Here is a 22921-nt window from a genome sequence, read left to right as displayed (position 1 = left end):
TGGGGGGAACTCCTAGGGCAATAGCAAGCCCCCGCCAGCTCGGAGCCAGCAGGGGCAAAGGTTTTAAGCGGTCAGTTCTTCAGCAGGGTCGAAAGATTCAACCTCTGACTCGGTGCTCATTACCTTCAGGCTTGCTACCCGTTCCTCCCATTCCTCTAGGGTCTTTTGGAGAGAGGCCAATTCCTCCTCTCCCCAGGCGTTCTCCTCTCTCAGTTCTAGGATTTCTTGCTCCAGTTGGGCAATTTTGCGCAAGTTGCGGGCCATCCGACTCTGAACGGAGCGGATCAGATGGCGTGTATTTTTCCCATGCGTAACAGGTCTGGGTCTGGTTGGTCTGGTGACAGCAGCCCCCTCGCAAACTGTTCGATCACCTCGCTCGGACTCCGCAACCCCATCGCTTCCGCCATCGCCTCCAGTCGGGCGATCGCTGTCGGCGTGAGCGAATAGCCGACCGTCTTCTTTCGTTCCCCGTATGTCGGTTTTCCGGCCATGTTCCTCAATCATCTCTGCTGGCTCAATCTTACTCGATGAACTTTCTCTCACCATCTTACTAGACAAAGATGGATGGTGGTGTCATACTCGACAAAGATCAGTCGAGAGATTGGATCTCCTAGCGAAAGAGTCGGCCCGCCGTGTGCGGGCTTTTCTAGACCATGGCCCAGACCGAATTCCCGATCGGCTTTTCCGTTGGCTGTGCCATCAGCGCGGTGACCCGTCGCCTCAAGCGCTCCCTGAAAGGAGCCGGGTTCCGTTGGCGCAAGCAACCGAAACAGTCGGTCTGGTGGATTAAGTCCTGCTCAGGCTTCACTACACGCCTGAGCTACCACAAAGAGTTCGGCTGGTTGGTGGTTTCGGAAAGCCCCTACGACGGGCAAGTCGTTGAAAAGCTCGTTAATTACCTTTGGAGGGCTTATGTTGACCGCTTTGCCGCCTGAGAAACCTGTTGCCGCTGAGGGCGATCGCCCGACCATCGTTGGCCATGTCCATGAGCTTGATTTCTACCTACAAGCCCATGAGGCGAAAAATCGCGGCTACCATTCGCGGGCCGTCTGTTTGCTCTGCCTTGCCGCCCGGAATTTCGGGCTTGAATGGACATCTCTAGGCCACGTGCTCCTGGATTGGGATTACAACCTTCCTAATGTCGATAAAGCTTGGGCAGAGCTTTGGGAGGTTCCGAATGGTTAAATATCGCCGCCTGGCCCGGGTCAATATTTATCGGGCCCAATGCCAACTCGCCCGATCGCTCAAAGAAGGCAACTACACCCCATTGGAGCGGTCATACTACCGGCGTGTTTTGGAGCACTTGGCTCTAGCCCAAGACGCTTTCGATAAAGGCGATCGGCTCTCAGCTCGCAAAGACCGATTCAACGGAGGGCGCACCGCATGAGCTACTGGCGCTGGCTCCGGGCGGTCTGCTGGATGGCCATGCACGATCGCGATTTCCAGCACAGGGGCTTGGTGGTCTTGCTGTGGCCGATCGAATGGAGCGGAAGCATCAGCGATGAGTCTGTTTATGAGCGAAATCAGGCGGTTTGGCTAATTCAGGGCTATCTAACCGTGCGCTGGCCTCAACTGTGGATCCGCCGCCTCTATGAGATGCCTGGCTACCCTCATGCTGAGGTTCCCGATGCTGATTACGACGAAATCCCTTTCTGACCTTAGTAGGGCGGCCTACGCGGCCACCCCGCCTAAAGGGGGGAATTTAATGGACGTTTGGGGTTTTTTCAAAACTGCCAAAACCCGAAAAAACCCAGGCTTATAGACAGGCTTGGCGATCGCCCTCAGCGCACCTGAGGCGATCGCCTTTCTGTTGAGGGGCGATCGTTCCTGGGGGACAATTCTCCCCGCCTGGCCCAAGCGGCCCTGAGCTGGCCCAAGTGGCCCCGAGTTGGCCCAAGTGGCCCAAAAAAAGGCAATCGCCCTCAGCAGCTCCTGAGCGATCGCCTTTTGGGTTTGATCGATCGAGCGCCAAGCGCGATCGCAACAACTCAATCCCCCAGGTTCAGCAGTTGATCCAACGGATCGTCCAGGTCATCCGCTGCCCCTGGCTGTTCGATCGGCTGTGCGATCGGGGGCACGATCGGCGTTCCGATCCATGGCTTGTCCTGCACTGCCCCTACCCCGTGGGGCGAAAATTTGATGTACATCGCATTGGGCAAGATACTATCCTCGCCATAGGCCACAAACTCCAATTCTTGCCCCGGAACCAACAGCTTCATTAGCTCAAGGATTTCCGCCTGGATCTCATCTGCTGGGCGCAAACGGGCCACCTCTTCTGCTGGCGGACGCGGGTTTCTACGCCAGTAGGCCCATTGCCCAACCAACAGCCTCAGTCGTTCCCATCCCTTTTCCCTAGCCATGCGTAAGTCCGTTACAATTGGGTGATCCATTGCGCTACCTCGAACAGTGCGATCGGATCTTCCCCCACGCAGTGCACAGACCGAGGCGATCGGACGCACAAAATAAGCCAGCCCTCACCCGCAGGGCTGGCTTATTTTTATCCCCCTTCAGACCCCGATCCACCCGACGGCCGCTCCCCTTGGGCCATGTCTAAAAAGCTGAACTCAGACCCCTGCGAAACCCGCCGCGCCGATTCCGCCAAAGCCCCCTGTTGCTTATTAGAATCCCGGATAATCTTTCCATCCTTATCGACAAGTTGACCCGCATCATTAACCAGAGTTTGCCCCTCGGTCACCGCTTCATTGAACCGAGTTGTGTTGTCGGCCAGCTCCTTACTTTCGTCAGAAATATTCACCACCTCACCCGCAATTGAAGTTCCCAAATCGGCAACCTCAGTTGAGTTATCCAGCATTTGCCGCAACTTCTCAAAACGTCCCGTGGCTGAATTGATGTTCGGATTCATCCACGGGAATGCTCCCTGATTAACGATCCGAGAGTTTCTAAGAGCGTTGCCAATTCGAGCAACATTAGTTGAAGTAATCTCAATGACATTTCTCGCACCATCAAAGATGCCCTGAATTGTATATGCAACATTTGCGGCACTCGTAAGAATTCTGTTGATGTTGATCCATTTCGCCTGGATTTCCGTCCAAGCTGCCTTGCCAAAGATATCAGTCATTAAGCCCTGAAATCCCTGACCAACTAATTCGTTTACGTCAATTGGTTCGTCTTCAGTGGTTCCCCCCGTTGCCACTTTTTTGATTGCCTGAATTGACATGCTCAACATGTCACCAACCGACTCAACCAAATTGCGAGAAAGCATCGCAGCATTGTGCAACAAAACCACCATGTTGAGCATCGAAAAAGCCTGAGCAAGCAGTTGCGTTGTCCTCATCTTTTTCAATTGATCGGTGATGCCGGTTACCTTTCCAGGTAAATACTCGATCGGCTTGCCAATCGTGTTTTTCAAAGAGTCGCGATCGGTCACGATTACCCCCGAAAGTCCATTCGGGTTCTTGCCCGGATCACCAAGTCTTCTCAGGATTTCCTTGGTCAAGGCATCCATATCAGGCGCTGCACGGCAGGGCATAGGCTGTTCAATCTCTCCTTTGGGTGTGCAGGGGCTTCGGGCTGGTGCGATCGGCGGAGCCTTGGGCGGCACTCGAACAGGCGGGTTCCGAGTGGGCGGCTTTAGCGCCGGGGGGTTCAAACCAGGCGGCGCGATCGGCGTGGGCCTAATCGGCTCATTGGGGTTGAACGGATTGCTCCGGCCTCGGTTTGGGGCCCGGGGCGGAATTAACCCAGGAATCGGTGGAGGAACCGGAGTCAACCCAGGAATAAAGGGGATTTCTGGCGTGGTGGTAACCCCTGGCAACGCAGGCGGAAATCGCGCCGGTGGAGTTCGAGCGGGGGGCTGATCCACCACGGGCGGCTCCGGGGGTGGATCGACCCAAAACGGGTCACCAGGCGGGATTAGTTCGGGGTAGTCCTCTTCATCCAACCCAACCCAAAAATCGGCGGTTGCAAAGGTTGCCCCCGATGTGCCCGTGAGGTAGTAGATCCCGTCAGCATGGCGAATCCCAATCCATTGCCACGGCGACGGGGGGTTGATGTAGTTGACCACATAGGCCGGATCAGCCCGCTGGTAGACAAAGCTGAGTGGCCCCATAAGCTGAACCTCAGCGCTACCCGTGACCAGCCAATCCAAGTGCTCAACCTTGATGTCGGTCGTTCCTGCGGCATTGGTCGTCAGGATCGTGCGGGTTCGTGAGCCGTGCTTGAACCAAGTTTTGACCTTGTACCACCAGGCGCGATCGAGCCAAGGGGTTCCCACTTCCTCAGGGGTTCGCCGCCGTGCTGGCGTTCGCGGCTGGGGTGTGCCAGCGGGCGATTGTCCCGATGGGGCGGGCGGGCGAATGCCCTTGGCCTTGGCCACCGCCTCAGGGGTTAAGTCGCCAACAGGAGGCGCGGTCAAACCGATTCCCGCCGCCGCGCCCGCCGCCGCTATTGGCAGCCGCGGCCCGCCCAGGAGCGATATCCCAGATCCCACACCGCGAAAGAGGTTTGGGAGCCAAGAGCCTGGCACACGGCTTGGGGCGGGCGCTGAAGGCAGCGGCCGCAAAGATCCTGGCTTGGGCAGCCGCCCAGGGTTCGACAGTCCCGCCCGATTAGCCGCATCCGCTGCCCGTTGGGCTGCCTGAGCTGCCCGTTGGGCTGCCTGAGCCGCCCGTTGATGGCGGTTGTAAACGTCCCTGAGGTTCGCGTTGGGGTTTTGGAATTGCTGCCCAAACCCCCTCGATGGGTTCCGAGAGGCGTTGGTTTTGGAAAGGGACTGGTTTCCACTGTTGCCACCCGATCGCCAATCCCAGGTTGGGCGATTTGCCCCCGTGCCCGATCGACCGCCGCCAGGTGGTGAGGATCGTTGCGATGGTGGCGACCAGCCACGGCCGCCCGGGGGAGAGGAAGAGCGTGTGGGACTGCCTGCACGGGGCACACCGCCGCCACCACCGCCACCGCCACCGCCGCCACCGCCATCCAAGGTGTAGTCAGGAACCAGCGTTCGATCGGCGCGATCGTTGGCTAATTTCTCTTCCCGCTCAAACTGGGCCGTAAGCTCCTGTGCTTCCTGCCAAATCAACTCAGCCTCAAGCAGGTCTAGCTCTTCGGTGGTCAGCTCCTTTTCAGGCGTGTCCAAGCCATAGAGTCGCCGGAAATATTCAGGGGTCAAACTTTCCCCGATCGGCGCGGGTTCGATCTGCTCAAAAATCGCCTCAGGGCGGATCTGGTTCCGCTCAAATTGCAAGCGATTTAAGGCATTGATGAACCCCGGGGTGATTTCAATGGTGCGGCTCCCCCAATCTTTCGGCGGATCAGGCAGTTTGAACCCCGCAGCCGGGATTTTCACCGAACCAACGTCACTAGGCGGCTTAACGGCCGTTTGGGCGATCGGTTGACTGAATTCCCACTTAGCAGAACCCCACGAAATCAACCCCGTAGGATTCAGCGCCGTCCGCCGAAAAAAGGGGATCGCCATACTAATTAGTCGTGAAATTAGCCGGGATAGAAGTCGTTACCAACTCTTTGACCCGCCGCCAAAGTTTGACCGATCGGTTGATCGCCCAGTCATCCTGCAATTCAATCGAAACGCGACCAATTAGCCGAGTCGTATTGTCGGCAACCGTCACAACTTGCACCTGAGAAGCAGGCGTAGGAATAATGCCCGCGTCTTCCTTGACCGTCATCCCGCGAGCCTGCTCGTCTAGGAGCAAAGTCGCCCAAACCCAAAGCTGTTCCACGGTCGAAATATCGCTAGGAACCTGTTCACGAATCAGTTGCATTTCTGAATCCTCAAAAAGAAAAGTGAGAAGCGATAACCAAGACGAACGAAATCAGATAAAGGGACTATAAGGGCGTATAGAGATTGCCAAACCAGCAAAATTCTTGAGCTACTAAGAGTCCAGATCCTCCTGAATTTGCTGCTGTTTGCAAAAAAGCGAGCTGTCGGCCCCTGGCCATAGGATTGCCGGAAACATGCCACCAAGTAGAAGCGGTGTTTGTTATTTGATTTTGATTAACAAAGGACTGAGCTATTGCCCAGGTTGTCACCTGTGACAAGGCACTCAAAGACGTTCCGTTGCTGACTCTAAAATCAAAATTCCGGGGCACAGCCCCGGCGAAGTCGCCTCGCAAAAGAAATAAGACTCCGGTTGGCTCAAATTGATAACCTGCGGGTAATTGCCAAGCGAAAAAGCTATTGGGCGCATCAGCCGTGTGACAGACTTCAGAACCGGCTCCGCTGGGAGCGTTTCGGTTAGAAAGAACTAATACGTTGCCACTAGACCCTACAGGCCCACTACTTTGCACAGCCTGTAGCCAACTTGTCCCCGCAGGATTCACCCAACGATTGCTAGTACCTTTAGCCGCTTGGATTCCCAGAAACTCAAACAAGTCTCCCGCTCCCTCAGGGTTTTCAAGATTCGGAGTTAGTGGGTTTCCGTTATAGGTAAAACGCAAAAACAAATTATCGCAATCTTGGCTTTCCCAATTGCCACTATCGGCAATCAGTTTGGCACTCTTTCCAGGTTTGATTCTGACCCGTTCCTGTTGACTGATTGCGGTTGAGTTGTCGGTTCCGATTCCGTTGATTCGGGCTGTTCCGGCGGCGATGACCGTGACGGTTGTGGTGGTTTGGTTGCTGACTTCAATTGACCCGGAAACTGTGGCGGGTAAGGTGAATTCTGAGCCGCCTTTTAAAAAGTAGTGCTTATCCGTTTCGAGGGTGGCGTTGGCAGTCAGTTTTTGCCACTGAACCGGGGTTGCGGAAACGGTTAAGTTGCCCCAAGTGGGGGTTCCGCCAGTGAACTGCAATACCTGCCCGTTGGTGGCGTTTTGCCCCGTGAGCAGGGCAAAGAGTTGGGCACTGATCAAGCCGGACTGGGTGGCGGTGGCCAGCGGTGGCGGCTCAAGGATCACGTCCCCGCTTTCGCCGTTAACCGTCGTCACTATTTCAGCGGGCAAGACCACGCCGCCGCCGTCGCCGCTGGCCACCGTTTGCCACGTCCATGTGTCGGGCCCGGTGGCCCGGAGGATCTGGCCTGGGGTGGGCGGGGTGGTTGGGGCGTTTAACTTGGCCAGCAGCAGGGTCTCCAGGTTGGCGATGTCGCTTGGCACGTGCTCATGATCTGAGTCGGCTTTTGAGTTCAATTGCCCCTGGTAAAACGCCTTATCCGCGTCGCGAAGATCGACTTCGTAATACCTGACTAAAATCGGCGCGAAGTTGTAGGCAATTTGCGCTTCAATTTGCCACGCACCAACAGGATAAGAATCCTGAAAATCGCCCGGTACGAGTTCACGGAAATCAATGAGACGCGCTTGATTAGGCTCCAGAAATGTGGTCGTTTCTTGCGAGTAAATCGGAGTTTCGACACCTTCGACTCCATAGCGTAAACGCAGGTTAAATTGACAACCAATTGAGTTATCGTCGCTCTTGGATTGCACCAAGATTGTTTTGGTTTTGGTGGCGGCAACAACGCGCCATTGCTCGGTTAAGACGTTTGCGCCGATGATTGAGACGGTCATGCTTTGGGCTGTTTTTAGAGCTTTGCGAGAATTTCGGACTGTGTGAGCTGAATGTCCTGAATTGCGGTGTTTTGCAGCGCTTCAAGGTTCTGAATTACTCTGAGTTCGTTGATAATTTCGTCGCTACTTTCTCCTACATACTCGAAAATTCCAATTTCAATCTTAGGAATCCACTTTGCGGGGCGAAAAAAGAGTTGGTAATTGCTGACAACTCTGGGAATTGAAACCAGGCGGGAGCGATTAATCAGTGCGGAATAGGTCGCGAAAATTGATCGACTGAGCGCCAGCCCTCCAAAGAGGTTCAAATTGCAGGCGGCCTGGATTGTTCCGGCATGGCTCCAGGTGGGTTTGATCGCCTCCGGTGGGCAAAAGCAACCAACAATTACCAGGGGACTGCTGAGGGTCACAGGCAAGACCACATCAGGGATTGGCTCAAAAGCTCCGGGCATGACTCGGTTAGCTTCTAGGGTGGTTCCCCAGACGTTATTCCAGTTGGCTGTATTGGTGATATCAGCCTTAAGATAATTCACAGACGCGATTCTGTACAGATTTCTTTAATTATGGCACTTCCGCTAAATTTTTCCTCTACGGAGCACCTGCAAGATCTCGTGAGGCGATTTGCGAACCGGGAGGTTAACGACTGGTTTCGGGACGTTGACGACGAAACCAATCTTCAAGCCCCAAGGGCGAGCCTAAAGCTGGGTTGCTTGCACCAGGAACAGGACTCGATTAATCAGACAATCCTGAGAATGTTCCTGTTCTGGCTGGTAGTTTCAGGGGAACAACGCTTTGGGTCAAAAGTGTATGGAATTCCGATTCAAGAGTATCAAGCAAGGGTTAGATTTAAGCCTCAGGTAATGCTCTATTTTGAGCAACCGTGGGCAGAGCGTGAAGTTTTCAATGGGGAAAGAATGTCGCCTGTAACCGGCGAGATTTCTGTGCGTCTTAGGACTGAAGAATTTGACACGATTTCCGAGAGTGAGTTGCGCTCCTTGGGACAATTAATTAAGTCTAAATTTGGAGGAACTACGCCCAAGCGTTGGGCGAAAGGAAAGAATTACTTTATTTACTACGACAAGGAAAAGGGGCACAAGTTTCAGGTATTAGTAAAAAATCGCAGTGACGGGCGAGACTTGGTGTCAGAAGTCCTTAGCTTGATAGGAGAAACGCCTAATTGGGAGCTTGCCAGTTGGAAAGAAAACGAGGACTCAAGTAGCGCGTTCCCTGAAGCGGAAAGGACAGCAGTGGTGCTAGGCAAGACTCGCCGGCTCCCACGGCAGCGGCCCAACGCCTCCGTTGAGTTTCGGTATGCGATCGCCCACGTTTGGGGCGATCCATTACCGGTTTGTCTCTACGACCTGTCAGGGCGGTTTAGCAGAGCCTTGGTTGAGCCATGAGGGGAAGGAGAGCTAACGAGCTTTTCGCGGGAATTTCCTGGAACGTTTAAACGTTCCAGGGGGGTTAACTGGCGATTTGAGGGTGCTACGGTCGAGTTATCAGTAGACCCAACAATCGTAGGTATCGAGCATGTCCCGTTTTTCCGATATCCGGCGTGGGGCGCGGCTAAACGAGGCCCTCACCAATTACCAGGCTTATTTGGCCCGGCCGGTCTCGACCGCACTCCCGACTTACAAGGCCCGCCCCGCAGTGATTCCGCTTGAAATCACCCCATTCGGATTTGCATTGCCTTCCTCGACATTTGCTCGAGTCAACGGCAATGCGTCTTGGCTGACCATCAACGCAGTCCCGGAAGTGGCAGCGGCTACGGAAGTGAAGGCGGCCTCATCTAATGCGGGTGAGCTGAGTGGATTTACCCCAGCTCGGGTAGTTTGGTTCCGCAACGCCACGAAAACCGTTTCTACGGAAACCTCGAAGTTCACGGGACAGCGCTATCGAAAGTATGAAGGGGAGCGCCTTTCTATGCCCTTCGGGCAGAAAAACGGAACTGATCGCGAGTTTGTTGTTGGGCAGTCGATCAAGTCGGCCCTGAAATCCATCACAACTTTTGCGGTCAATAGTGTTTCGATTACGCCTGAACGCAACCGGGGTGATTAACTCACTGGCTGATTTTGGTTAATTTGAAAAATCCTCGTATGTACGACTTTATCGATCCGACACATCCGTTTCTAACGACTTTTCGTGATGACTCCGACTACAACCAATCGGATGAGTTAAACGAAATGGAGCGACTTTTTGAGCGGCATCGCCTGATCGATAAGGTTGTCGCGGGGACGACTCCTGTTGACGACTTGCTCGATTGTTTAAACGATCAAGAGTATGACGTTGACCAGTACATCGATACAGTTTGTGACGATATCGAGTTCCATATTGCTAACGACTTTGGGCGCTTAGTAGACCCATCCGACTTGGAATTTTTCCAAGCTTTGAGATGAACCGAGATCGCGTGGAAATCCAGTTAGGCGATCTAACGAGACGGGTAGGGGAACTCGAAATCAAAATCTTTGGAGCTGGTGAGTCAGTGGTGGGGCTACTGGAAACACTTCGCGCCGGAGTGGAGCAGAACAGCATCAGCCGGAGCCAGTTGGCGACGATCGAGTCGCGATTGAGCCTGATTGAGGCGCAAGCACACCCCGCCAAGCAACTGGCCCACCTAAAAAACCTGTCCCTGTGGCTCACACGACTACCGGGGGGACTGTGGGGGGCGATTTGGGGATTGGTGGCGATCGACTTGGCGATCGCTCTGGCGATCGACCTGATGGGGCCCGCTGACCTGCTGAGGGCGTTTTTGGGATTGGGGGGTTAGGGGGACAGGGGACTTTGGGGGGATGCTTAGACGATCGCTTGGGCGATCGAGCGATCGTCTAACCCGGTAGATGCACCGGGCAATTAATCGCAATTTAAGATCACGGGATCCCTTCGGTTCTGCTGAAACCCTTACACCGCGCGGGTTTCCGATCAAACAGGTTGCGGACTCATAAGCCCAAGGTCGCAGGTTCAAATCCCGCCTGAGCCATCGCTGAAACGCTTGCGTTGCGAGACTTTTAGATTGCTTGCAACAGTATTTAGAACTGTAAAAATAAGATCCATTTAAGATCATTGGCCATCGAGCTGATTTTCAAATGGTCAGACTCCCTGTTTGCCGCACTAGCAAGCTTGAAGCGGAGCACTAGGTCAGTAGACTTCTTTCACGAATCAGTTAGAAGCTCTGATCCTTAACCCCTTTCCCAAAATGGACTGATCAACGGTCATTTTGTAGGTTGGGTTGAGGCACGAAACCCAACAACAGTAAGGTTCGTGGTGATTGAGTTGGGTTTCGCAAAGCTCAACCCAACCTACCGGAGAACTGCAAGCGATCGAAATTTAGCCTCCAACAAGAACGCGATCGACCTAAACAGTCGATCGCGCTAATGATGCTCAACGAAAAATTGGAGCCAGCCGGAAAAATGCGCTAAGGAAAACCTACAGCGTCAGGGATTGCACATCGCCTTCGATTAGGGCGGCCAAGTCGCGCAGGAAGCCTGCCGAATCTGCACCGTAGATGATCCGGTGATCAGCGGTCAGGTTCACTTGCATCACCCGCTTCACGCCCAACAAACCGTCATCGGTGGCCACCACAGTCGGCTTGGATGCGCCCACCGCCAAGATCGCCCCTTGGCCCGGCGGCAAAATTGCATCAAAGCGATCGACTCCGAACATGCCCAAGTTCGACAGGGTGAAAGTGCCGGTGGTGTACTCATCCGGCTGCAACTGCTTGCTGCGGGCGCGGGTCACCAGGTCTTGCCAGTTGCGCGACAGGGAATAGAGATCCACCTGATCGGCATTCTTCAGCACGGGGGTGATCAGGCCACCATCGGGCATGGCCACGGCCACGGCGATGTTGATGTCGCTGCGGTAAGCGATCGCGTCAGGGGCATAGGCCGCGTTCACCACCGGGTGCTTGCGCAGGCTGAGGGCCACGGCCTTGGCCAGCAGGGCGGTCATGGTCACGCCCTTGGACTTCACTTGTTTGTAAAGTGCGTCCAGCTTGTCGGTGGTGATTGAGTAGCCCACGCGGAAGGTGGGAACGCTCAGGCTGACCATCATGTTGTTGACCACGGCCTTTTGCAGGGTGGTCATGGCCACGGCTTGACCGGGCATGGGTGGCAAGGGTGCAGCAGCAGCGGCCGCCGGAGCGGGAGCAGCGGCGGGCACGGCCACGGGTGCGGCGATCGGGGCAGGGGCAGCGGCCGGGGTGCGACCGGCGGCCCGTTCCACGTCTTCAGCCACGATCCGACCGTTGGGGCCCGAACCGGTCAGGCCACTCAGGTCAACTTTCAGTTCTTTGGCCAGTTTCTTGGCACGGGGCGAGGCGATCGTGCGGCCGCTGGGGCTGGCTGCGGGGGCGCTGGCTCCATTGCTGGGGACAGCGGCCACGGCCACCGGGGTGGCAACGGGTGTGGCGGCTGGGGCCGAAGCGGCGGCCGGGGCAGCGCTGGCTGCGCCACCGGACAGGCCGGCCGCTTGGGCCTTGGCGGCTTCAATTTCCGCTTCGGTTTCGGCAATCAGGGCGATCGTGGAACCCACAGGGGCGGAACCACCGGCATCAACAACGATCGCGGCCATGTAGCCCTCGTTAAAGGATTCCACGTCCATGTCTGCCTTGTCGGACTCGACGATGAGGATCGTTTCGCCTTTGGCTACTTTGTCGCCCGGCGCTTTTTCCCACGAGACGATTTTGCCTTCGGTCATCGTGGAGCTAAGGGCAGGCATGAAGACTTCGTGAATCATGGGCCGATCGTACCGGGGAACGCTAGGACTTGAATGGTTGGGCTGCAATTCGCCAAAGTCAGATTTTACCGTCTGTTGGGGACGGTGGTGGCGTTGGTTGGCGATCGAGCCGTCGGAGTCAGGGATCGATCGTGTCACGCCGGGTGCTCACCGGTCGGTGGCCCCGGAAGCGCCCTAGTTGCGGAGGTCAGCAGATTTCAGATATTCCGTGTTCACGCCCGATTCACGGGTGAGGGCAATTTTGCCGGTGCGGGCCAGCTCGCGAACGCCAAATTTTTCCAGCAATTGCAGAATGGCTACCATCTTGCCCGGGTCGCCCACCACCTCGATCGTGAGGGAGTCGTCAGACACATCCACCACCCGCGCCCGAAAAATTTGCGCCAGTTCAATAATTTCCGATCGGGCACTGCTCGGCGCATTCACCTTCACCAACATCAACTCCCGTTCCACACAGGGCACTTCGGTGATGTCTTGGACTTTGATCACGTTGATCAGTTTGTAGAGCTGTTTAACGATTTGCTCAATGATCCGGTCATCGCCGGACACGATCATCGTGATTCGCGATACGCCCCCTTGCTCGGCAGGGCCGACGGCCAGGCTTTCGATGTTATATCCCCGGCGGGCAAAAAGACCCGCGATGCGCGTCAAAACGCCGGCTTCGTCCTCGACAAGTACAGAAAGGGTGTGTTTCATGGTTCGGTGAAAGGCTGATGGCCAGAGCGGGCGATCGATCGGGTGCATCCCAAAGGTGAATCACACCCAATTAAGGTGAATCGCACCCAATGCTGATCCCAATTCCCAATCGCATTCCAAATCTTGCGACAGCCTTTCAGTTTAGGCGATTTGGCGGTCTTCCGATTGCCCAACTCAGGTAACCAACCCAGGGACGGCAGAAGGCGCGATCGGGGCTAATCAGCGGTAATTCAGCAGCAATTCGACGACAATTCAGCAGGGCCAAGCGATCGCCCAGGGATCGATCGAGCTTGGCAATTCCGGGGGCGACGGGGACTCAGGGGGGTGTTAGAATTTTTTTGAGAACCATTCTCAAACTAATCTTCGACATTTCCGTGAGCCACCACCATTGTGCGGCGCTGTTGAGGCGCGGTGGTGGCTGGCGGTTTTGTTGGCCTTCCTAGGTTGGAACCCATCGCCTCCATGCTGCAAGTTCGATCGCTGTGTGTTCGCTATCGCGGACTCTCGGTTCTGGACGATGTTTCGCTTGACCTCGCGCCCGGTGAATTGGTGGGGCTGATTGGCCCCAACGGCGCGGGCAAAAGCACCCTGATCAAGGCCCTGCTGGGCCTTGTGCCGATCGAATCGGGCATGATTACCTTTCGGGGTGTGTCCTTGCGGCGACTGCGCCATCGCGTGGCCTACGTGCCCCAACGGTCACAAATCGACTGGGACTATCCAATTACGGTGCAACGGGTGGTGATGATGGCCTTTGCCAAGGCGGCGGGTTGGTGGCGATCGCCCGGCCCAGCAGCCCGGGCCGCAGCTCGATCGGCCATGGAGCAAGTGAATATTTGGGATTTGCGCGATCGCCCGATCGGCTCCCTTTCCGGCGGGCAACAGCAACGGGTTTTTTTGGCTCGGGCCCTGGCCCAAAAGGCAGAATTTTTTCTGTTGGATGAACCTTTTACCGGTGTGGACAAGCAAACGGAACTGGTGTTGTTGAATCTGTTTGCCGAACTCCGCGCCCAAGGCCATTTGGTGTTAGTTTGCTCTCACGAGTGGGGCAGCTCTCTGGAACGATACGATCGACTGCTGTTGCTGAATCGATCGCTCCTGGCGAACGATCGGCCCCAGGCCGTGATGACCCTGGATAATATCCGGCGAGCCTATGGCGAAAATATGCAAACGACCGATCGCCACAGTCCCTTTGAATCGGTTTTAGCCTGTTAGCAAATCCCGTGAGACTATCCTGATTGGAGGTCTAAATTTGATTCACCCGAATGCTGAGGGCTAATTTTGGACTGGTTGCTTGATCCTTTGCAGTATGAGTTTGTGCGCAATGCGATCGCGATCGGGATGATCGTGGGCGTAATTTGTCCCGTGGTGGGCAGTTATCTCATTGTGCTGCGGATGTCTCTGCTGGGTGATGTGATTGCCCATGCGGTGATGCCCGGTTTGGCGATCGCCGACGCGCTGCGCATTGATTTATCGATCGGGGCGTTCATTTCCGGCATGTGCAGCACCTTCGTCATTGCCTGGATTCGACAGCAATCGCGGGTGCGGGTTGATGCGGCCATGACCCTAACCTTCTCCACCTTTTTTGGCTTAGGAATTGCCCTGATTTCACTGCTCAAAACGCAGCTCGATTTGGAAGGATTTCTCTTTGGCGATATTTTGAATGTCACCCAAGGAGACTTGCTCCATGGGGTAATTGTGGCGGTGATTTTATTAGTTTTAATTAAGCTGCACTATAAAGAATTACTGTTTTATACCTTTGACCCCTTGGGAGCCGAAGCGGCCGGATTACCCACCACTTGGATTCACTACAGCCTGATGGCCGGAGTGACCTTAGCGATCGTGACGAGCTTGAAGGTGGTGGGGGTGATTATGGCGATCGCAATGCTGGTGGGCCCGGCCATCACAGCCTATTTGTTGGTCAAAGAGCTGCACATGATGATGTTAGTGGGTGCTGGCTTAGGGGTGTTGGCCGCGATCGGGGGCATGTACAGCAGTTTCTATTGGGATTTGCCCTCGGGCGCGGCGATCGCCCTGGTGATTTTTGGGTTGTTTTTGATGGCCCTGTTGTTTAGCCCGAGCCAGGGAATTTTGACCCGTCCCCGCCCCAAGGCGACCCGTCCGCGATCGGGCAAGGTTGCGGAATCGGCAGATCCCAAACCGACCGCAGACCTGGACTAACAGCCAATCTGAGCCAGCGAATCTCAGTGAGTTTCAGTGAATCTCAACTAGCGAATGGTTTGCGCGGGTGGCCCTTGGTTGGGAGAGGTGGGGAATTGGGGCGTTGCGGAAGGAGTGGGGGTGTTGCGTCTGGGGGCCCAAGCACCACATTCAGTTAGGAGGGCGCTGGGTTGGTCGCTGTAGGCACTCATACAGTCGATCGTGATCCTCGATCGATTGGCGGAGTTGTAGCGACTGGCCGGAACACCGGTGCTGGTGGCGGCGGAGCCACTGCCACGATTGGGGTTGCTGCTGGGGCCGCTGGCGGAATTGGGTTGGCTGGGCGGCGGCCCGCTGGAGTTGCCGCTGCCGGGCGAGGGCGTAATCGGTTCTTCGAGGTTGGGAGCCTGGGCGTTGGGGTTGCGGCAACGGGCCAAGGCATAGGGATCATTTCCCGCGCGGCGCATACAGTCCAACAGACCGGGACTTTGGGCCTGGGCGGTAGGCGTGCCCAAGGTCACAAGGGCCAACAGCCCGATCGCCCCTACACCCCTGGTGATCACGGTGGTGATCGCGAGTTGCCACTGAGAAACCATCAGTCGATCGAACACCATTGGCTCAAACCTCCAGGTAGTCGCACAGCCGATCCAGGGTTAAGGATGTTTCCAAAAGGTCGGCCATTCGATCGTACAACTGTTGCCGATGTTGTTGCCAGGATTGGGGGTTGGGGCGATGGGTGGTGATGCCGGCCAAGCGGGTCAGGGTTTGGCGCACCGCCGCCGACTCAAACAGACCATGGACATAGGTTCCCCAAACGCAGCCTTGGGCCGATCGGGCCCCTTCCGGTTCCGGTGGTTGCCCGATCGGCTCCAGGGTCAACAATGGATCGCAAGGGGCGATCGGGCGGGTTTGGCCCATGTGAATTTCATAGGCTTGCCAGCGATCGAGCTGCGGAATGTCGTGCTGTGAGGTTGCACCGGCCTGGCTGGGCCAATGGGCTGTCACTTGGCGCACGGTTTTTTGTGGAAAATAATCCGTTTCCACCGGCAGCAGCCCCAACCCCGTCATCTCGCCCGCAGCCCCCGCAATGCCCGTGCGATCGACCAGCGATCGGCCCAACATTTGATAGCCCCCACAAATGCCCACCACCGGCACACCCTGGGCGGCAGCCCGTTGAATGGCCGCTGCCAGGCCCGTTTCCTGGAGCCAAGCCAAATCCCGCAGGGTGTTTTTGCTGCCCGGCAACACGATCGCCCGGGCGGTGGCCAACTCGGCCGGCCGGGTCACCCAGCGCACCGCCACCCCTTGATCGATCGACCAAGGTTGGCTGTCTTGGGAATTGGACAAAAACGGAAACCGAACCCAGGCAATCACAGGGTGATCGCATTCCATGGGGGCCTCTTCGGCCGATCGACAGAGGCTATCTTCGCTTTCCGGTTGCAACTCCGCCGCGTAGGGCAAGGTTCCCAAGTAGGGCAAGTGGGGCAAATGCTGCTGAAAATAGCGATCGGCATCGGCAAATAGCCGCAAATCGCCCCGAAACTTATTCACCACTAAGCCCAATCCCAGAGCCTGAGCCGATCGGGGCATCAGTTGGTAGGTTCCCACCGCTTGGGCGAAAATGCCGCCTCGTTCAATGTCGCCCACCAACAGCCAGCGCCCTTGGAGATGCTCGATCGGGCGCAAATTCACCAAATCCCGGTGCATCAAGTTCAATTCCACCGGGCTGCCCGCCCCCTCCAGCACCAACACATCACAGCGATCGCGCCAGTCCGCCAGGGTTTGCGCCACCACCTCCCACAGGCGATCGATATGTTGGTAATAGTCCGCCGCCGCAATATGTTCCCCGGCCTGGCCCAACAGCACCAACTGCGATCGGCTATTGCCCGAAGGCTTCAGCAAAATGGGATTCATCTCCGCCACGGGCCGCAACCCGCAAGCCTCCGCCTGGGCCGCCTGGGCCCGCCCAATTTCGCCCCCTTCCAGGGTCACGAAGGAATTATTAGACATGTTTTGGGCCTTGAACGGCGCAACCCGCAGACCTTGCCGCCGCAACCAAGCGCAGAGGGCCGTGGTTACCCAACTTTTGCCCGCGTTGGAGGAGGTTCCTAAAACTGCGATCGACTTCATGGGTTCTGATTCGGGTCGAAATGCTGAGGGAAAAGGTCAAAACCCTTGCCCCTCAGCACTCTAGCGCTGGATTGGCGATTAAACAAAATCCTTCGCCTTGGTTGAAAGGGCAGATCCCAAATTGCCCGCCAACACCACCTCGTAGTTGTAGCTGCTGTTGGCCGACAACGCGCCACCGCCCACCCGTTGGGTCATGGAGGTTTTGTCGGGCCGGCGAGGGGCATAGGTGGAATCGGCCTGAACAATCACAGTCCCACCCGAGAACCGCAACCCCTTGACCGTTAAGGAATTGGTTCGATCGTCCGCAACACTGACCGTGCGCCGATCGTTGCGAGCCGTCAGGTAGGTGGCGTTTTGGATGTTGCCCGTGGCCAGGTCAACCTTGGCCAGAATGCTGACCCGGCTGCCACCGCCTCCGCCGGGACTGCCATCCGTGTAGCCGCGCAGCCAACCACTGCCCGTGAATCGGCTGTAGCCATTGCCCGGCTGAGTGCCCGTGGAGGTAAAGACGGCGTAGAGGTTGGAACCATCCCAAGCCAAGCCCGTGCCCGTGCCGTCATCGTTGGTGGTTTCGTAGTCCGTGCGCACCCATCGTCTGACCCCGTTATTAAAGCTCACCAGGATCGGATCCTTGTTGGCGGAGGTCACTTGGCGATAGCCGATGTAGACGGTGGTGGTGCCGATCGTGACTTTGGGGCCGTTTTTCGCGGCGATCGCGGCTTCCGAGTCGTTGATCCCGAAGGTAACGGCGTTTTTCACCGAAGATTGCACACCGTTGCGAGGCACATTGACCGATCGGGGCAGGTCTGGGGCGATCGCGGCGGCCTCCTCCTGAGGTGCTCCGGTCAGGGGATCCAGCGGGCGATCGGGGGCATCGGTTCCCGATCGACGACCAAGACGACCAAAATGATCCAAATCCTGATTGAAATCGCCACCCGTTCCACCGCGCCTCAGGTTGCGATTTTGTCCCCAGGAATTCAACCAAAAATCATCACTGATCTGACCCAAACCGATCTGACCCAAATTAACCTGATCATTCACTCCAGCATCAACCGAAGAATGTTCAGGCAAATCAACTCCAGAAAGAAGCTGCTTTGTACTGAGAAATTCGGAAACGTGATCAATGTTTTTGATCTCAGAGTTTTTGATCTCAGAATTTTGGGTCTTGATCGCGTGATGGGTGCTGAAGCCGCCTCCGGAATTATGAGCATGGGTGGGCGGAAAGTAGGATGCAACCCAACTGGAACCCATCGTCCAACGTGGCTCAATGCCTTGGCCCAGAACAGCCGTTGCCGAATTGGCCAAGCTTCCTCCCTCAAAATCAGTAGATGCCATCAAGAACTCCAGACGATCGTGAGCGGGCCCTGGCATCCTAGGCCTCAAATGAAATCTTTGGCCCGCGTGGACAGGGCAGATCCCAAATTGGCTGAGAGTACCACTTCGTAGTTGTAGCCCGTGCTGGCGGGCAGCGCACCATTGCCAACACTTTGGGTCATGGCTGTTTTGTCGGGACGACGCGGCGCATAGGCCGAATCCGCTTGCACCAGCACATTGCCGCCCGTGAAACTGAGGCCCCGCACAAACAGGGAGTTGGTGGTGTCGTCACCGAGGGTGGCGGTTCCCTTGTCATTGCGGGCCGTCAGGTAAGTGGCGTTTTGGATGTTGCCTGTGGTGGGGTCAACCTTGGCCAAAATTCCCACTTTGCCGCCGCCGCCGCCGCTGGGGCTGCCGTCTGTGTAGCCCGTGAGCCAGCCACTGCCCGTGAAGCGACTGAGGTTATTCCCCGGTTGGTTGCCGGTGGAGGTGAAGACGGCATAGAGATTGGAGCCATCCCAAGCCAAGCCCGTGCCTGTTCCATCATCGACCGTGGTTTCGTAGTCGGTGCGTACCCAATTGCGCACGCCGTTGGTGAAGCTGACCAAGATCGGATCTTGATTGAGGGCCGACACCTGTTGATAGCCGATATAGATGTTGGTGTTGCCGAGGGTGATTTTGGGGCCATTTTTAGCGGCGATCGCGGCTTCCGAATCACTGGGGCTGAAGGCAACGGCGCTGGCCACGGAGGATTGCACCGGGCCGCTGGTGGGCGTGGTGGTCGCGCTGGGGCCGCTGGCGGCGCTGTCGATGATGCTGATGGTGGCGGCGTTGATGCTGCCCAGTTGTCCGCCCGTGGGATTGCTGAGGTTGAGTTGGAAAGTTTCCGTTGGCTCGGCCAGGCTGTCGTTCAGGATCGGGATCGTGAGGTTGGCGACGCTCTGGCCGGCGGCGAAGGTGAGCTGGCCGTTGATGGCGCTGTAGTCGAGACCAGCCAGGGCGGTTCCGTTGCTGGTGGCGTAGGTCACCGACAGGGGTTGGGACAGGTCGCCAGTCCGTCGCACGGGGATGGCGAGGGAGCCGCCGGTTTCGTTGATGCTGTAGCTGTTGCCATCCAGGGAAACGGTGGGGCCGGTGGGGTTCGTGCTGCTGCTGCCGCCGCTGCCGTCGCGGATGATGAGGGTGGCGGTGGCTCGATCGAGCTGGGCCCCCACGGGATTCGACAACAGCAGGGCCACGGTTTCATCGGTTTCCGTGAGGCGATCGTCTGTTAGGGGAATTGAGATGGTTTTGCGGGTTTCGCCGGGAGCAAAGGCGATCGCGCTGTTTACGGGGGTGAAGTCTTGGTTGGGGGTGGCCGTGCCGCTGCCGGTGCTGAAGGTGACCTGGGCGGCGGTTTGCAGGTTGCCGGAGCGCTCAATGGTAATCACGGCGCTGCGATCTTGCTCGTTGCCCACAAAGCCGCTGCCCAGGAAGCGCAGGATCGCGGTGTTGGCATTCAGGCTTTCTTGGGAGATCACGTTGCTGGCGCTGAAGCTATTGGGGTTGATGCCCTTGAGAACGGCCAGATAGCGGCCCGTTGCCCGATCGCGGACGATCGTGTCACCGCTGTTAACACCAATGCCGGCCGTGAAGTCCAAATCTTCAAACCGTTGACCGCTGGGCACGACCAGCCGATCGGCTCCTTCCTGCAAAAAATCCAAAATTACATCGGCCGAGGCGATCGAGCTGCCACCCGCCACCGCACTGATCAAAAACAGATCAGCCCCAGCGCCACCGGCCAGGGTGTCGGCTCCCAAATCCCCCGACAGCAGATCATCACCCAGGTCGCCCAGCAGTTGATCATCACCCGCACCGCCCCAGAGGGTATCGGCTTCCTTGCCGCCGCGCAGTCGATCGTTGCCCTCATTGCCAAAAATCAAATCGCGGCCACGGTTGCCAGCCAATTGGTCATCGCCCGCTAGCCCCTGGATTTGATCATCACCACTCCAACCCAACAGCAAATCGCGACCAGCGCCCCCCGTGAGCGAATCGGCGGACTCGCTGCCAAAGTTGAAGCGGTTGAACCCGCCGCCCGGTTCGCGCCGTTCCCGAAATCCCGATCGCGCAAAATGTTCCAGACCCGAAGTGAGTTGACCCCGCCCGATTGCCCCTTGCACATCGGGATTTTGGGCTAAATAGTTTGCTTCGTTGTAAAGCGGCAACACCGCTTGCAAAATTTCATAATCACCGCTGGGGCTGCGGCCTTCGCTGAAACCATGCTGTGAAAAATGTGCAAAGCCCGATCGCAGCAAATTACCGCTCACCGCAAGGCTCACATCGGGATTTCGGGCTAAATAATCCGCTTCACGATAGGCAAAACTCGCCACCTCAAAACCGGTGAAATCCATAGATCGGCTCCGTCTAGCAAAACTGACTCGCAGGGAAGGGTAGGAGCTGTCATCGCATTCACTGAATCCCTGATGCCGGTGCGATCGACCGTGGGCCCTGACCGCTGAAACCGGTTTTTCACTAAGGCTCCAGTTTTTGGCCTCCTGCCCTCGGATCAGGACAGGATCAAGATTGCGAGGATTTGATGACAGACCCTAACGTTTCTTTTCAAAAGTTTTCCTGAGAAACCGGAATTGCGCTCCGAAGCCAAACTAGGTGAGCCTTTTGGAAATCAAAGGAACTGCAAAAATGATTCCAAAGAGAATTTATCAAGAATGTCTAGAAAACTAAGATGACTACTTGCAAATTTCATCATTAATTTCATCGATCAATAACAAAAATGGGTTGAGATTCTATCGCTTTTTCGAGATGTTTTTGAGGCATCGTTGACCCATTTCTGATCAATCAATTTTCTGATCAATCAATTTTTGACCAACCTTAATGGAGCAGGGGCACGCCGATCGACATGCCCGATCGTTCTGGATTCAAATGCGAAATTGACGATGGGCAACCACTCGGCCCACTTCAACGCTGCTCAAAGACCATGATCACTGATGGTGAGGGTAGCGGTTGCCAAATCCAGCTCAGCTCCAACGGGATTGGACAGCAGCAGCATCACGGTTTCGTTGGGTTCCGTGCGCCGATCGTCTGTTAATGGGATGGTGATTGTTTTGCGGGTTTCGTCGGCCCCAAAGGCGATCGAGCCGGTGATGGGGGCGAAGTCTTGGTTGGGGGTGGCCGTGCCGCCGCTGGTGCTGAAGCTCACGCTCACGTCCGTTGCCGTGTTCACCGATCGCTCTAGGGTAATGGTCGCCTTGCCGTCCAGCTCAACGCCCAGAAAATTACCCTTGCTGAACCGAATCACGGCCGGGGTTGGAGCCAAGCTGTCTTGGGACACCACATTGCTAGCGTTGAAGCTGCTGGGGCTGATTCCCTTCAGGATCACCCAGTTTCGGCCCGTCGCCCGATCGCGCACGATCGTATCGCCACTGTTGTTTCCCGTTCCGGCGATGAAGTCCAAATTTTCAAACCGTTGACCGCTGGGCAGCACCAACTGATCTGCCTCGCTGGTTCGGAAATCCAAAATCAAATCCGCTTGGTCGATCGTGCCCCCATCCATCGCCATCCCAATCAAAAAGCGATCGGCCCCCAAGCCGCCAGTCATCGTATCAAGACCCAATTCGCCCGCGAGCCAATCGTCTCCCAAATCCCCCAGTAACTGATCGTTGCCGCTGCCGCCCCACAGGCTATCTGCCCCTTGTCCCCCTTGGATCCAATCATGGCCATCATCGCCCCATAGCTGATCGCGGCCTTGGTTGCCCAGCAGGCGATCGTCCCCATCCAAGCCGTGTAATTCGTCATCACCACCCCAGCCTTGAATCCAGTCCCGTCCAATGCCCCCAAGAACCAAATCGGCGCTTCCAGTGGTTAGCTCCACACGATAAAAACCATCATTGGCGCTGCGGCGTTCCCGGGTTCCTGGGGCGATCGGGGGGATTAATTCACCGTTGGATGGGGAGACAGGCGTGGTGGCCAGAATTGCAGAATTGACGACTAAATTGCTCGCTGCCGCATTGAGCAAGAAATCTGCTGTTGAAGCCGCTGCTGAAACCGTTTTGGAAACAGGGTTTTCGCTTCTAGAAACCTGGTTGACTGGGAAATTGTTGGATGCCAAGTGCCAGAAGCTGAATTTTGGGAAACTTGGGTTCGAGGAGCGGCTGATTTCAAACGTTTGCGCCCCAGGATTTGATTCTCGACAAGCAAAATTTGCCACACCAAACTCGCTAAAGTTCATGGGAAAACTCCGTCAGTCGTGGCTGATTTTTAGGGAATATAATTTTTTCTTCAGGAATTCAAAGCAAGAACCGGATCTGATAGATAGTTTTCTTTTGTAAAGATCAGGTATTAAATCGAACTCATGAAAATTATTTCCAATAAAAGAAGTCTATATTCCAATGAGTTTTGATTATGCAAAAATCATTGATAACTT

25 protein-coding genes are annotated in these 22921 nt (G+C 56.2%); 11 read left to right on the top strand and 14 right to left on the bottom strand.

Annotated elements, in window-relative coordinates:
• Positions 1–63 precede the first annotated feature (63 nt).
• Positions 64–264, bottom strand: a complete 201-nt coding sequence (locus tag H6F46_RS02530) for a hypothetical protein (protein ID WP_190353435.1) — start codon at positions 262–264, stop codon at positions 64–66.
• 20 nt (positions 265–284) lie between these two features.
• Complete coding sequence (locus H6F46_RS02525; protein WP_190353434.1) at positions 285–491, bottom strand: hypothetical protein; 207 nt, start codon at positions 489–491, stop codon at positions 285–287.
• Between the two features lie 162 nt (positions 492–653).
• On the opposite strand from H6F46_RS02525, the gene H6F46_RS02520 reads away from it, so the two are divergent.
• The 4 genes from H6F46_RS02520 to H6F46_RS02505 are packed head-to-tail and all read left to right on the top strand — an operon-like array spanning position 654 to position 1656.
• Positions 654–935 (top strand): hypothetical protein, encoded by a 282-nt coding sequence (locus H6F46_RS02520; protein ID WP_099533988.1) that lies wholly within the window; start codon positions 654–656, stop codon positions 933–935.
• Complete coding sequence (locus H6F46_RS02515; protein ID WP_190404973.1) at positions 913–1185, top strand: hypothetical protein; 273 nt, start codon at positions 913–915, stop codon at positions 1183–1185. Before H6F46_RS02520 ends, H6F46_RS02515 begins: the two co-directional genes overlap by 23 nt.
• Positions 1178–1387 (top strand): hypothetical protein, encoded by a 210-nt coding sequence (locus H6F46_RS02510; RefSeq protein ID WP_099533984.1) that lies wholly within the window; start codon positions 1178–1180, stop codon positions 1385–1387. The genes H6F46_RS02515 and H6F46_RS02510 overlap by 8 nt, the downstream gene beginning before the upstream one ends.
• Entirely contained in the window at positions 1384–1656 is a 273-nt protein-coding gene (locus H6F46_RS02505) for a hypothetical protein (RefSeq protein ID WP_190353432.1), read from the top strand. The genes H6F46_RS02510 and H6F46_RS02505 overlap by 4 nt, the downstream gene beginning before the upstream one ends.
• Before the next feature lie 332 nt (positions 1657–1988).
• Here H6F46_RS02505 and H6F46_RS02500 read toward each other — a convergent pair whose 3' ends face one another.
• The 5 genes from H6F46_RS02500 to H6F46_RS02480 form a co-directional block, all read right to left on the bottom strand.
• Positions 1989–2390 (bottom strand): hypothetical protein, encoded by a 402-nt coding sequence (locus H6F46_RS02500; RefSeq protein ID WP_190353431.1) that lies wholly within the window; start codon positions 2388–2390, stop codon positions 1989–1991.
• Between the two features lie 107 nt (positions 2391–2497).
• The gene (locus tag H6F46_RS02495; protein ID WP_190353430.1) at positions 2498–5434 is read right to left on the bottom strand and encodes a hypothetical protein; all 2937 of its coding nucleotides are present in this window, start codon (positions 5432–5434) and stop codon (positions 2498–2500) included.
• Position 5435: 1 nt separating this feature from the next.
• The gene (locus tag H6F46_RS02490) at positions 5436–5738 is read right to left on the bottom strand and encodes a hypothetical protein (RefSeq protein ID WP_190353429.1); all 303 of its coding nucleotides are present in this window, start codon (positions 5736–5738) and stop codon (positions 5436–5438) included.
• 64 nt (positions 5739–5802) lie between these two features.
• Entirely contained in the window at positions 5803–7479 is a 1677-nt protein-coding gene (locus H6F46_RS02485) for a hypothetical protein (protein ID WP_190353428.1), read from the bottom strand.
• A 14-nt stretch (positions 7480–7493) separates the two neighbouring features.
• Complete coding sequence (locus tag H6F46_RS02480) at positions 7494–8009, bottom strand: hypothetical protein (protein ID WP_190353427.1); 516 nt, start codon at positions 8007–8009, stop codon at positions 7494–7496.
• Positions 8010–8228: 219 nt separating this feature from the next.
• Between H6F46_RS02480 and H6F46_RS02475 the strand changes: the two genes are divergently transcribed.
• The 4 genes from H6F46_RS02475 (at position 8229) to H6F46_RS02460 (ending at position 10243) form a co-directional block, all read left to right on the top strand.
• Positions 8229–8876: a hypothetical protein gene (locus H6F46_RS02475; protein ID WP_190353426.1), complete on the top strand. Its 648-nt coding sequence runs from the start codon at positions 8229–8231 to the stop codon at positions 8874–8876.
• Positions 8877–9006: 130 nt separating this feature from the next.
• Positions 9007–9534, top strand: coding sequence for a hypothetical protein (locus tag H6F46_RS02470; RefSeq protein ID WP_190353425.1), 528 nt, complete (start codon positions 9007–9009; stop codon positions 9532–9534).
• A 38-nt stretch (positions 9535–9572) separates the two neighbouring features.
• Positions 9573–9872 carry a hypothetical protein gene (locus tag H6F46_RS02465; RefSeq protein ID WP_190353424.1) on the top strand — a complete coding sequence of 100 codons (300 nt, stop codon included), beginning with the start codon at positions 9573–9575 and terminating at the stop codon, positions 9870–9872.
• Positions 9869–10243, top strand: coding sequence for a hypothetical protein (locus tag H6F46_RS02460; RefSeq protein WP_190353423.1), 375 nt, complete (start codon positions 9869–9871; stop codon positions 10241–10243). Before H6F46_RS02465 ends, H6F46_RS02460 begins: the two co-directional genes overlap by 4 nt.
• A gap of 656 nt (positions 10244–10899) precedes the next feature.
• Here H6F46_RS02460 and H6F46_RS02455 read toward each other — a convergent pair.
• Both H6F46_RS02455 and ilvN read right to left on the bottom strand, forming a co-directional pair.
• A complete protein-coding gene (locus H6F46_RS02455) occupies positions 10900–12207 on the bottom strand; it encodes a dihydrolipoamide acetyltransferase family protein (protein WP_190353663.1) in 1308 nt (435 codons plus the stop codon).
• A gap of 174 nt (positions 12208–12381) precedes the next feature.
• A complete protein-coding gene (ilvN, locus tag H6F46_RS02450) occupies positions 12382–12900 on the bottom strand; it encodes an acetolactate synthase small subunit (protein WP_099533066.1) in 519 nt (172 codons plus the stop codon).
• Between the two features lie 462 nt (positions 12901–13362).
• Between ilvN and H6F46_RS02445 the strand changes: the two genes are divergently transcribed.
• A complete protein-coding gene (locus H6F46_RS02445; protein ID WP_190353422.1) occupies positions 13363–14112 on the top strand; it encodes a metal ABC transporter ATP-binding protein in 750 nt (249 codons plus the stop codon).
• A 63-nt stretch (positions 14113–14175) separates the two neighbouring features.
• A complete protein-coding gene (locus H6F46_RS02440; RefSeq protein ID WP_190353662.1) occupies positions 14176–15078 on the top strand; it encodes a metal ABC transporter permease in 903 nt (300 codons plus the stop codon).
• Positions 15079–15125: 47 nt separating this feature from the next.
• On the opposite strand, the gene H6F46_RS02435 is transcribed toward H6F46_RS02440, so the two are convergent.
• From H6F46_RS02435 to H6F46_RS02415, 5 genes are all read right to left on the bottom strand, one after another.
• Complete coding sequence (locus H6F46_RS02435; protein WP_190353421.1) at positions 15126–15671, bottom strand: hypothetical protein; 546 nt, start codon at positions 15669–15671, stop codon at positions 15126–15128.
• Between the two features lie 4 nt (positions 15672–15675).
• A complete protein-coding gene (locus tag H6F46_RS02430; protein WP_190353420.1) occupies positions 15676–17187 on the bottom strand; it encodes a cobyric acid synthase in 1512 nt (503 codons plus the stop codon).
• A gap of 78 nt (positions 17188–17265) precedes the next feature.
• The gene (locus H6F46_RS02425) at positions 17266–18522 is read right to left on the bottom strand and encodes a hypothetical protein (protein WP_190353419.1); all 1257 of its coding nucleotides are present in this window, start codon (positions 18520–18522) and stop codon (positions 17266–17268) included.
• Positions 18523–18566: 44 nt separating this feature from the next.
• Positions 18567–20891 (bottom strand): Calx-beta domain-containing protein, encoded by a 2325-nt coding sequence (locus H6F46_RS02420; RefSeq protein ID WP_190353418.1) that lies wholly within the window; start codon positions 20889–20891, stop codon positions 18567–18569.
• A 575-nt stretch (positions 20892–21466) separates the two neighbouring features.
• The gene (locus H6F46_RS02415) at positions 21467–22513 is read right to left on the bottom strand and encodes a Calx-beta domain-containing protein (protein WP_206753569.1); all 1047 of its coding nucleotides are present in this window, start codon (positions 22511–22513) and stop codon (positions 21467–21469) included.
• Between H6F46_RS02415 and H6F46_RS02410 the strand changes: the two genes are divergently transcribed.
• Complete coding sequence (locus tag H6F46_RS02410) at positions 22506–22826, top strand: hypothetical protein (RefSeq protein WP_206753568.1); 321 nt, start codon at positions 22506–22508, stop codon at positions 22824–22826. The genes H6F46_RS02415 and H6F46_RS02410 overlap by 8 nt on opposite strands.
• The last annotated feature ends 95 nt before the right edge of the window (positions 22827–22921 follow it).

This window comes from Limnothrix sp. FACHB-1083, from assembly GCF_014696485.1.
In the GTDB taxonomy this organism is placed as follows: domain Bacteria; phylum Cyanobacteriota; class Cyanobacteriia; order CACIAM-69d; family CACIAM-69d; genus CACIAM-69d.
The sequence above is the reverse complement of the archived record's forward strand: the minus strand, read 5'-3'. Positions and strand labels throughout refer to the sequence as shown.